Origin of the sequence: Desulfurococcus sp. (assembly GCF_049970475.1) — an archaeon.
In the GTDB taxonomy this organism is placed as follows: domain Archaea; phylum Thermoproteota; class Thermoprotei_A; order Sulfolobales; family Desulfurococcaceae; genus Desulfurococcus; species Desulfurococcus amylolyticus.
Map to the genome: position 1 here is coordinate 1 of NZ_JBMFMW010000031.1, position 11165 is coordinate 11165.

The 11165-nt window shown below is 43.3% G+C and carries 11 protein-coding genes and 1 tRNA gene; 7 read left to right on the top strand and 5 right to left on the bottom strand.

What is annotated here, in order from left to right:
- Positions 1-618: serine/threonine-protein kinase RIO2 (locus ACP5N5_RS03115; RefSeq protein ID WP_428132796.1), on the top strand; the 618-nt coding region annotated here is incomplete at its 5' end.
- A 218-nt stretch (positions 619-836) separates the two neighbouring features.
- Entirely contained in the window at positions 837-2804 is a 1968-nt protein-coding gene (locus ACP5N5_RS03120; protein ID WP_428132799.1) for a DUF460 domain-containing protein, read from the top strand.
- Position 2805: 1 nt separating this feature from the next.
- Here ACP5N5_RS03120 and ACP5N5_RS03125 read toward each other — a convergent pair whose 3' ends face one another.
- Together ACP5N5_RS03125 and rqcH are read right to left on the bottom strand one after the other, a co-directional pair.
- Positions 2806-4071, bottom strand: a complete 1266-nt coding sequence (locus ACP5N5_RS03125; protein ID WP_428132802.1) for a methionine adenosyltransferase — start codon at positions 4069-4071, stop codon at positions 2806-2808.
- Between the two features lie 231 nt (positions 4072-4302).
- On the bottom strand, positions 4303-6279 hold the full coding sequence (gene rqcH, locus ACP5N5_RS03130) for a ribosome rescue protein RqcH (RefSeq protein ID WP_428132828.1): 1977 nt from the start codon (positions 6277-6279) through the stop codon (positions 4303-4305).
- Between the two features lie 51 nt (positions 6280-6330).
- Between rqcH and ACP5N5_RS03135 the strand changes: the two genes are divergently transcribed.
- Positions 6331-6615 carry a hypothetical protein gene (locus ACP5N5_RS03135; protein ID WP_012607697.1) on the top strand — a complete coding sequence of 95 codons (285 nt, stop codon included), beginning with the start codon at positions 6331-6333 and terminating at the stop codon, positions 6613-6615.
- Complete coding sequence (locus ACP5N5_RS03140) at positions 6612-7244, top strand: hypothetical protein (protein WP_428132807.1); 633 nt, start codon at positions 6612-6614, stop codon at positions 7242-7244. Before ACP5N5_RS03135 ends, ACP5N5_RS03140 begins: the two co-directional genes overlap by 4 nt.
- A gap of 16 nt (positions 7245-7260) precedes the next feature.
- Here the strand turns inward: ACP5N5_RS03140 and ACP5N5_RS03145 are convergent.
- Positions 7261-7345 (bottom strand) — tRNA-Tyr (locus ACP5N5_RS03145).
- A gap of 60 nt (positions 7346-7405) precedes the next feature.
- Here ACP5N5_RS03145 and ACP5N5_RS03150 point away from each other — a divergent pair.
- A complete protein-coding gene (locus tag ACP5N5_RS03150) occupies positions 7406-8035 on the top strand; it encodes a haloacid dehalogenase (RefSeq protein ID WP_428132810.1) in 630 nt (209 codons plus the stop codon).
- Positions 8036-8152: 117 nt separating this feature from the next.
- On the top strand, positions 8153-8608 hold the full coding sequence (locus ACP5N5_RS03155; RefSeq protein WP_276814900.1) for a helix-turn-helix transcriptional regulator: 456 nt from the start codon (positions 8153-8155) through the stop codon (positions 8606-8608).
- Positions 8609-8617: 9 nt separating this feature from the next.
- Here ACP5N5_RS03155 and ACP5N5_RS03160 read toward each other — a convergent pair whose 3' ends face one another.
- Positions 8618-9937 carry a TIGR04013 family B12-binding domain/radical SAM domain-containing protein gene (locus ACP5N5_RS03160; RefSeq protein ID WP_428132814.1) on the bottom strand — a complete coding sequence of 440 codons (1320 nt, stop codon included), beginning with the start codon at positions 9935-9937 and terminating at the stop codon, positions 8618-8620.
- 113 nt (positions 9938-10050) lie between these two features.
- On the opposite strand from ACP5N5_RS03160, the gene ACP5N5_RS03165 reads away from it, so the two are divergent.
- The gene (locus ACP5N5_RS03165; RefSeq protein WP_428132819.1) at positions 10051-10332 is read left to right on the top strand and encodes an ArsR family transcriptional regulator; all 282 of its coding nucleotides are present in this window, start codon (positions 10051-10053) and stop codon (positions 10330-10332) included.
- On the opposite strand, the gene ACP5N5_RS03170 is transcribed toward ACP5N5_RS03165, so the two are convergent.
- Positions 10322-11005 (bottom strand): HAD family hydrolase, encoded by a 684-nt coding sequence (locus tag ACP5N5_RS03170; RefSeq protein WP_428132822.1) that lies wholly within the window; start codon positions 11003-11005, stop codon positions 10322-10324. The two genes, ACP5N5_RS03165 and ACP5N5_RS03170, sit on opposite strands and share 11 nt — an antisense overlap.
- Positions 11006-11165 lie beyond the last annotated feature (160 nt).

Genomic DNA, 11165 nt, shown 5'->3' on the forward strand with positions numbered 1-11165 from the left:
AACATACTTGAGGCACTAGGAAATAAAATAGGGGTTGGCAAGGAGAGTGAAATATACATAGGGCTTGCACCAGGCGGTTTAAAGGTAGTGGTCAAGGTACTTAGGATCGGGAGAACCAGCTTTCAACGCACAAGGCTACTAAGATCTTGGAGTAGCAACAAGGTTTCAACCACATGGTATGAGGAGTCGAAGCTGGCTGCTGAGAGAGAGTTCAAAGCATTGAAAACCCTGTCCTCGATAAATGCACTTGTACCGGTTCCCCTGGGCTACAATAGACATGTAATTGTCACAGAGTACATTGAAGGCGTAGAGCTTTATAAACGCCCTGAGCTTAGGAAACCAGAACAGGTTCTCGAGTATATCATTGATACTATTAGTAAAGCATATAGGGAAGCCGGTATTGTACACGGGGATTTAAGCGAGTATAATATAATCGTAACGGTAAGCGATGAGAAACCCTATGTAATAGACTGGCCTCAATACATCTACAGGGAGGAACCCAACGCGTTACAGTTGTTGAGGAGGGATGTTGAATACGTGGTGAGGTTCTTCAATAAGGTATATGGGTTGAACATTGATCATATGACGATCTATAATAGAATAGTGTCAGCTGGTTAAGTGAGGAGATCTACGGGAGCTTTTGGCTGTTGTTTTGGTTTTTATATGGGCTTGTATTGGTTGGTGTTGTTTGCTGCTGTGAAGAGTTTATTATAATAAGGTGGGGGGCTGAGGACACCTCCAAAGAAACCCGGGATACAGGGTCTCAGGGTACCCCTCAACACCCCAGATGAAGGGGTAACACAGCCAACATAAACTTAATATCAGACCTGAGTCCCATGGGATCGGGTATAAATAGATGTTTTAAGCTAAGTAACTACCTAGGTGATACCATAGTCGTCACAGTAATCGGCGTGGATATACAACCTGGTTCATCACCGAATAGCAGAAGGCAACCCCTCTATTCAGCCGTGGTGCTAAGGAATGGAGAGATCATTGCATCCTTCGAGGACGTCGAGTTATATAGATTGCTTAGACTAGTATTGGAGTATCATGTTGATATTATAGCTGTTGACAACATATATGAATTAGCCCCCTCTGAGAATGAGTTGAGAAGGATATTTGAGTTGCTCCCTGGAAACGTTAAAGTGGTCCAGGTAACAGGGCCGCCAAATGATGCAAGAGATGTAAATAGTGTGGCAAGGGAGCTAGGGATAGATACGGTGATTGAGACACCGTTGAAGACAGCCTATATAAATGCATTGGCAGCCTATAGGGGTATAGGTTATGAGGTCAGGTTATTTGCTGAGAAAACTAGGATAGTTGTTACGAAGGGGAGAAGTGTAACACAGGGTGGTATGAGCCGGGATAGATTCCTGAGGTGTATAAGGGCCAGTATCGCTCAAGCAACAAAGGAGATAAAGCGTATCCTGGATGAGAACAAGCTCGACTATGATATGGTGATAAAGAGGAGCAAGGGAGGCCTTGAGAAAAGCGTGTTCATAGTTTATGCTCCAAGGGAAAGCCTATACGGTTTAATAAAGCCTTTAAAGTACAAGAATGTTAAGATAATTATTAAGCCGTATGCGAGCAGGAAGTCGATAGAGCCAGTAAGCGATCAAGCCAGGAAACCTGTGATAGTTGGCGTGGATCCAGGGATGAGTATAGGTGTCTCAGTTCTTACGCTAGATGGAGAACCAGTACTCATAACCAGTATGAAGAGCCCTGATAGGGATGAAATAGTCAACTTGATAAGCAGGATTGGTAAACCTGTAGTGGTTGCGACGGATGTTTCAAAGCCGCCTGAAACAGTTGTGAAGCTTGCATCAATGCTTAACGCGGTGCTTTACGTTCCCGAGCAAGATATAACTATCGATGAGAAAAACAGGATAGCTAGGGAATACTCGGAGAAATACGTGGTCAACATACCTGACTCACATACTAGGGATGCCTTGGCAGCTGCTGTAAAGGCGTATAATAATTATAAAGCCACTATTGAAGAAGTGAAATCGAAGCTCGCTAACGTGAAAAAAGTAGATAGGTACCAGCTTATAGCCGAGATAATCAGGGGTAAACCCTTCTCAGAGGTTCTCGAGGAACACTTTAAAAGAAGTATTCCCAAGATCCCCCCAGTAGTAGAGGAGAAAATGAAACCAACCACTACACCTGTATGCGAGAAGCTAAGTGAGAAAGTGAACACGTTGGAGGCACTAGTCCGGAAACTACTCGATGAAATAGAGAGAAAAGACCTGTATATAAAAGATCTAGAATTAGAGTTGAAACTCACGCGCTCTAGGAAGCCAGGGATAGAGGATTACGAGAGAAAGATAAGTGCTTTACAAAACGAATTGGAAGCCTTAAGGAGGAAAATAGAGGACAAGGACAATGTTATTAGGGAACTATATGAAAAGCTGTTGCAACTGGAGGAACATGTAGTTAAGCTGGGTCGCGGAGACCTGGTAATGATACCAAAAGTGAGTACCGTGCGGAGAGAGGGTGGACTAGTTAATCGCGGTGTTTACATGGAGAAGGTATTAGAGATATCAAGCGAGTTGAAGAATATCTTAACCAGTGGAAGAGGCTTCATTGTTTCACCCGTGGTGGCAGTCGATCCGTTAAAGGAGAGGATCCCGGTGGTGAAACCGGAGATCATATATGACTTAGGTGACTACGTTATAGTTGAAAAAGAGGTCATTGAGAAGGCTAACGAGCTCTGGCGTAAAATAGATGAGTTAATCGAGTTGGAGAGACATGAGAGAATATTGAGAATGATAGAAGAGTATCAGAGGTCTAGGAAAAACAGCTAGCTTAGTACAGTGTTACTTGATCGTTTAGAACCATCTCGGTGACCCTCTTTATATTAGTGAGTTCTTCATCTGCTATGCCATGGATCTCGCTCATGATGTGTGAGGGGATATCGTTCATCGATAGATCACTTGGAATCAATTTCACGCTTGCGACAAGCGGTTGATCTATCGGCTTACCGATCTGGCTCAATAGCTCCACGTATACATCAGAGAATATGCCATTGTATACTTCATAGACTCTCTCAGCTATCCTTCTAGCAATCACATTGTATATCTTGCCCACGTGGTTTACAGGGTTCTTCCCAGCAGTCGCCTCAAGGCTTATAGGCCTCATAGGGGGGATTAATCCATTGGCACGATTGCCCCGCCCGGTTGCGCCATCGTCTCCATGCTCGGCAGAGGTGCCTGTGACTGTTAGGTAGAAGCTATTCTTCTCCGGTATATCAGCCGTGTTTACATGTATTTTAATATTATAATCTGGAGCTATTCTACCAGCCAGGTCTGAGACAACGTTTACTATGTCTTCTTTAACCTTCAGATATTCATATTTATCTCTTACCTCGCTGTCGACTATTGCAGCCGCTATTGTTAACACTATATCCTTATTCCTTCTCAGACCCATTACTTTCACGTCTTCGCCTACAGCTGGTACCCTGGATTTAAACTCTGGACTGTTCAATAATCGCTCGCTCTGTAGTACTAGTTTTTCCAGTGTGGAAAGCGGGGCGTAGCCTACACCGATACTTGTATCGTTTGCAAGGGGTACGGATGATCTCCCTGCATCAAATACTGTTACGAGGTCTGTACTACCCTTTCTAACCATATAGTCCACTATTACGTGTCTCTCCGGATCCAGGTATCTCATGTTCCTCTTAATCCAGTCTTTAACGGCATCTATAATTATTTTACCGAAGGGTACTTTAACTATGCCATCCTCAACTCTTACCTCTGTAGTAGCCCTGCCTGCAACTACTATGTATATAGGCTCTAAGAGTGTACCGCCGCCGAATCTGGGGTTCGACTGTCCTCCGACAAGTAGTGTTTTATCGAGGTTGTGATGCAATATTGTGCCAAACTCTTTTAAATAGTACTTTGAAAGAGCTCTTGAAGCAGCCTCGCTTGCCGAGTCAGCTATATAGTCCGGGTGTCCTACTCCTTTTCTCTCGACTAGTTCAACCTTCATCCTGCTTACACTAGTCATTCTTAAAAGTTCTATTTCTATATTTCTGCTTCCTCCCACAATTATCCCCCTTACTGGCTTTAACATGTACCTAGGATTAAAGAAGGTCTAATATAGAATATAAGTTTAACTATAATAGGTTACAATTCCCAGGAGCAACAGCTAGGGTTCAGTCTTCATTAGAGGGGTGGAGTTTACGACCTCCTCCCCGCCCTAAAGGATGAGGGTTTCAGTTATAAATTATTTCCCTAGGTATTATGCTTGTTGAAGACCAGCATTGGTGGAAATAGTGTTCTAGGGGAGGGATTTTCAATTTTGTTAAGGGGTGGAGACTAGCATTATATCTGAGGGTCCAGGTATCTTTGACTCGATCTCACTTAGAGGGATCTTATACTTAACACCTCTCTGTCTTAGAATAATCCCCTCCAGGTATCCAGCAATTTCTTTGGATATATCCTGCGGCTTTTTATCACCTGGGATGATAACCACGTATGCTATAGCCTGGCTTCTAACTAATTCTTGGGGGCCTACCACTATCTTTAAATACTCGCCGTAGATATCATCAACGTATTCCCTGATCCCTATTCCAAGTCTTAACGGTACTTGGAGATAGTTTTTCGAGCCGTAAACCATGAACGCCCCTCTGGGTAGGTACTCACCTGGTGGGGGAGTCTTCGAGACCTGTCGACCTGGTACCCAGTAGACCTCTATGTAGCTGAAACCGACCTTCCACGCTTTCGAATAGCATGCTGCTAGGTAGGAAGCATCGACCACGTCTTCCAGACTGTGTGCACCCCCACTTTTTAAGACCACGGCTGAGCCTCCATGTATGTCTGCATGTATGAATACATCGTTTTCACCGAGATACTTACGTACCACCAACTCGTTTTGAGATTGATCCCTGCCGCCGATGGCTAGAAAACCATTTCTGGTGAACAACCAGTGGAATCTCTCATACCAAAATGTGGGGGAGGGTTTTCTAATAGTCTTCTCCTCGGTATTCATACTTATAGATATAGTGTTTAATTGTTGATGCATTTCCTCGAGTACTTTCTTGGCTGATTCAGTCTTCCTTACTAGTTCGCCATGTTTTCTCTCCAGCTCTATTACCTGTCTGCTCAGGTCTTCGCGTATCGATAGCTCGAGCGTTTTCTCGCCGAGCTTGACCACGATCATTCCTTTATCCTTACGTATCTCGATGACACCATTGCATTCCTCGGCTATGTGTTCCCAGCCTTTCTTCTCCCTGGTTTCACGAGCACATTCAAGTATCTCCTCGGCTACATGGTAGTTACTGTATATGGTTTGAAGAATGGACTCTATGTTCTCTATCTCATTATTATACTCGGCTATTATCTCCTCTTGCCGCTTGATCCTCGCTTCGATCTCCCTGAGTTTTTCCGTTACTTCCTCCATTCTCGTCTGGTAATCCAGGTATGCTTCGTATTCAGTGAAGTAGACATCTATAGCTGTGTTGATGTCGTCAAGAGGCTTCACGGTTTTGTCGTATACCTCGCTGAATAGTCTTGGTTCATAAGAGGTGTATATTTCAAGCTTGTTTTCATCGCCATACACCAGGTATCCCTTACCATTTAATACCTCTTCCACTATTCTTCTGTATTCATCCACAAGCTTCTCGAGATCCTGGTAGGGTATTTCCGAGACACCTTTGTTTTTAACTCCGTATAGCCCAGCGCGATGTATCGCTTCTTCAGCTATATGGCCTGGAATACCCCATGCTGAGATAATGGTTCTAACTAGGTCCCTTCCGCCCTTAACTACATTTAATAGAGCATCCTTGTCTGATGGAGACAGGTTCTTCAATGGGGGTGGACTATATACTTCAGAGGGCTTTATACTTCTATCCCTATACTCCATGAACCTTGATGCATATACTATTTTATCGCATTGATCCGTTATGATCCATTGTCCCCTTGGGAGTAATTCCACATAGTGTCTCAGGATTTTATCATGAATGCTTGTCTCAAACAATATTATTCGCTCCCACCATGGCTGTTTAATAGACGTGATCCTGGAGTCCCTTATCCTACTTCGAAGAAACCTGGTAAAGCCATCAATATCCTTTTCCTCGGGATGGCTTTGTGAGAGATGCATCCTTACCCCGGGCTCTATTTTAACGATGTATACTCCCTCGCGACATCTTAGCTTGAGGATCCAGTATGATTTATAATGGTATGCGTTATCTATAAGGCAGCCCGTGACCACGCTACTATACTTGTTTACCCATGAATAGATATCCAATATATCCATGGCCTTCTTAAGCAATCTCTTCACCATTTATTTAAAATTAGTTTTAACGAGATTATTATCATGTGGTGCAGGCGAATGAACACTGAAGACAGTATATGGCTTATTAGGCTTGCCTCAGGGGTAGTATATGGCGTCATCACGTTTATTCTGCTGTATTTCATGGGTCCCCTGCAAACCAGTGTTGTAACCTGGACTCTTTCACCTATAGTGTACTATACAACCATAATCTTCGTTGCGGTAAGGTATAGGCCTACTAAAAGGATGCACTTGTATCTCAGGGGACTGCTTTCTTTTTACACAGCATGGTTATCAACCGTCTTCATATTATACGATTTGATCCCGGTGAAGTCATCACCATGATTCCCAGTGGATGTAGTAAGCCAGTTGTTGTAATAGAGCACTTGGAAGATGGATTGAGTCCATGGATACTCCTCGAATACAGGCATCTCTCTGGTTTCTACGGCTCGAACTGTGTGGTATTCGCAAATATCCCTGGGAAATACCATAGAATATTGGGCAGGTATGGGATACCGGTTAAGGAGAGCATTATTGAGATCGTTAACAGCGGTGTCATCAAGCCCGGCGAGGTGATAATACTTGATCCAGCCAGTCCCAGGGAGCTAACCTATGAAATCCTATCTAGAACCAAGTACGTGGTAGTTGGAGGTATACTAGGAGATCACCCGCCCAAGAAGAGGACCCGGGAGCTTATAAGTAGCAGACTTAAATCAATTGAATCCTATAACATAGGGGATGGGCAATACAGTATAGATGGGGCAGTCTACTACATATACTACATGCACTTAAATAAGGGAATGAACGGCTATAAATACGTGGATGGAGTATCAATCAGGGATGGTGATAGAATAATTCATTTACCATTCAGATACCCGCTGGTAGAGGAGAAGCCGTTTATATCGAGTGATCTAATCTATTATATCCTTAATAGAAGAATACCCGATCACGTCTGGGAAGAGATAAAGGGTTGAAATACTATAGGGGAAATCCCGCCGGGGGGATTTGAACCCCCGGCCACCCGGTGTCTATGCCCTCACTACAGCCGGGCGCTCTGCCGCTGAGCTACGGCGGGACTCCCATCAGCAATTTTAATTATGGCAGGGTCTTATATAGTTTTCAACTAGGGGGAGATATGGAGAACATAGAGGAAATACTCAACGTCATCAGGAATAGTATCGATGAGATCGATGGGATTCTAAGCCTTAAGGACTCTGTACGTGAAGAGGTATACAGGCTTGTCAGGGAACTTACAAGGAACTCTAGCGACGTTGTAACACTGATCCACAGGGGGCTCATCGGTGATGCTGAGAAAAGGCTCAGCATTGCTGAAGGTATTGTTAAAAAGATAAACGGGCTAATGAGGGAACACCCCGACATATACTATAGTGGCATGGTTTACAATGGGTTAAGCGAGTATGTTGAGGCAGCATTATTCTATGAAGTGATAGTTAAAAACAATGTCTCATCGTGGAGACGCCTAGACGTACCATATGTTCCATATTTACAGGGACTAGGGGATCTCATCGGGGAACTCAGGAGATATATTATTAAACTACTTGACAAAGGATCAATAGATGAGGCGGTTAAATACTTTAATCTCATGGAGGAGATATACATAAGCCTGAGGAAACTAGATTACCCGGATGCCCTCACGCCAGGGTTAAGACATAAGGTGGATGTAGCATCCAGGCTTGTTGAAGACACTCGGATGCTTATTCTTAACACGAAAAACGCGTATATATGTGCACCTGGAAAAACTTGAAGCCCTAGTATTCAGGAATGTATCTGTTGGTGTCAAATATATTAGATTCTTCACCAGAATATCTAATTAGGCAGGGTGCTTACCATACAAACCACGTGAAACCTGTGGTGAACAACAATGGGTGGCAGAGAGTTCTCAGAAAATGAGGTACAGATATTAAAATATCTGGTAAGGCATTCGGGCCAGGAGATATATCAAAGTCAGTTAAGCAAGGACTTGAACCTTGACCCGAGGATCATTTCAAAAATCCTCATAAAACTCGAGGAACTCGGTTCAGTGGAAAGAATCTCTATTACGCATGGCGGTCGTAAGACATTTCTAGTTAAACCAGTGAGGGAGAAACTAATTAGAATCATGGAGGAGGCGGGTATAGATCCTTATTCACTAGAAGAAATATTCAACGATGTGGCGGATATCCCATGCATTAAATGTCCATATATATATAAGTGTTATGAGGGAGGCTACTACGATCCCGCTTCGTGCCAATGGCTCACAGACTATCTGAGGAGAAAAGCTGGAACTCATGGCAGTTTAATCAGCCCTAGAAGCGAATCCAGGACTCAAGGTATTTGAAAAGGATTGTTAAAACGTTTTCATAGTAGGGCCTTTATATATGGAAGGCACTATCACACCTCTCTCATGTAGCTTTATTATTTTTTCAGATAACTCTTTCTGACTAAACCAGGATCCATAAGCCTTCCCAGAACCTATTAACCGGCTTATCTTCACCTCTATATCGTTAGGTATCCTTGCTGGAGGATGAAGCCCTAGTGGTGAACCCGGTAATGGTAGATAGTAATGTATGTGTATCCTGCCATTATTTCTTATTACTTCATCTATAAGTTCTAGAGTTAGCTCCTGGTCCTCCCGTGTTTCACCTGGTATCCCGAGAATTATGTCAACGCTTGGTGTGAAACCATTCTCTGAGATCTCCCTTACAGCGTTTAAAACATCCTCGACACTGTGTCCCCTCCTTATTAATCTAAGTACCCGGTTACTTCCTGATTGAGCTCCTACAATGATCTCCCGGTTGTTCACGTATTTCCTTAGTACTCTTACTACATCCTTGTTCACGTGTTCCGGTCTTACTTCACTAGGGAAGGAGCCGTAGAATATGCGCCCACCAATACTTCTCAGAGCACTGTGTATCGATGAGAGAAGCTCCTCGATTAAACCGGTGTCGGGCTCACGACTTATTTTAGTAAGCCCGTATGATAGGCTATCCGGCGTTATAAACCTATAATCCCTTACGCCGATCCTAGCCATTTCCTTAACATAGAACACTATTTTTTCAATGCTTCTATGCCTATAGCTCATTCCATGTATATAGCTTACCTGGCAGTAAAGGCATCCATATGGGCATCCCCGTGTTATCTCTAATGGATTAATTATTCTCCTCCAGTATGGGAAGGGATCGTGTTTATCTAGGTCTATGGGTCTCGCCCTACCTGTGGCTATCACCTTATCTTCCTCACGGAAGACTATTCCCTTGGTGGTAAATGGATCCGTGCCGTTAACCAGGTGACGTAGGAACTCATCGAGGCTTTCCTCGGCTTCACCTATGAAGGCTACTTTGAAGCCGAGGCTGAATAGAGTTCCCAGCGGATCTCCTGTGGCGTGGGGACCGCCCGCTATCGTAATACAGTTTTTCTCCCCGAGGTATTTGAGGATGCTTTTTAATTCACTAAGGAATGCGTCGTTCACTAACATGGTTGTTAGAATACTGTATCCCACAACACATTTCTCATTATTCATTAAAGCCTCGTTGACAGCTGCGTAGAGCTTGCCAGTGTCCTCGGCTAACACTACTCTTACACCGGGTATTTTATCAGCTACAGCGATAAGCGGGTTTAAGCTATACCTCACTGTTTTATCATACCGTAGAATCAGCCTTACACTCATACCGGGTACTCCTATTCCGGGTACTTATCTGGAGATATATTTAAAGCATCTTTAAACCAAAATTATACTCCAGTAATAAATGTTTAGCCTATGGAACTAGTGAGGCGATACCAATGGCTAATTTAACCCAGGATGAGATCGAGGAATTAGCTAGGAGAGTGAGATTAAAGATATTGCATGAGGATGAGGAAGTAGTTCTCATGACAGCCCCTAATGAGGAGCAATTGGAATCCATTATAAAGGAGTTGATAAGCTATAAACCAATGAACCTACGTGAAATACATATAATACTATCAGGTATCGCGAGTGAGGACAAAATCAGAAGGGCACTCAACTCTCTACTAGACCGTGGTGAAGCCTATATAACTAGTGATGGAAGATACGTCAGCACCTAGCCCTTTTATCTATTTCAGGTATCCATTCAATGACCTCGAAGAGGTTTTTAACTACTATCTCAGCCCCCTTCCTCCTTAATAATTCACCTCTATAATCATCCTTGTTCACCCCGATGAATGGTATACCGAGCTTCTTACAGCTGAGTAGATCCGTTGTAAAATCACCAATGCATAACGCGTTGCAGGGGCTTACCCAGTGTTTTCTAAGGATGTATGATATAAGCCATGATTTATCGAAGAGGTATTCTTCGAAGCCGTTAAGCCTCTTAAGGTCGCATACAGTGTATACTTCATCTATGTACTCGCTTAACCCAAGCATCCTAAGATCCCTCCATATATACTCGTTACTAGTCTCACGACCCGATACCACAACCGCCTTCACGGAGAGGCCTTTAAGGAGCCTCAGGAGATCTCTGACGCCATCCATCGGTAATGGATGCCTTGAGACATATAGTCTCCTAAATAAAACCCAGAAATCAGTCTCACTTACGTCTTCAGGGATACGAGTAGATAGCTTATCCTGGTTTAACAATGTCAGGAATTCTTCAAATGATATAAAGCCGCCTCCATAGTGTTTAAGAGCGTTTGAATAGGCTTCGTAGAAATCAAATACATTATATACCATTGTTAAATCATAGTCCAGTAGCACCAGTCTGATATTCAATAAATCCACCCTTCCCTAGTATCTTATACTCAATGTGTTGACAGCGCTACTCAAAATGAGAACCATGTTAAAAATAAAAAGCTTATTTAAGCCGAGAGGCTGTACCCGATTAAACGATAAATTTAAATAGTTTTGATTACTTCTAATTACTTGATGAAGATGGAGAAGC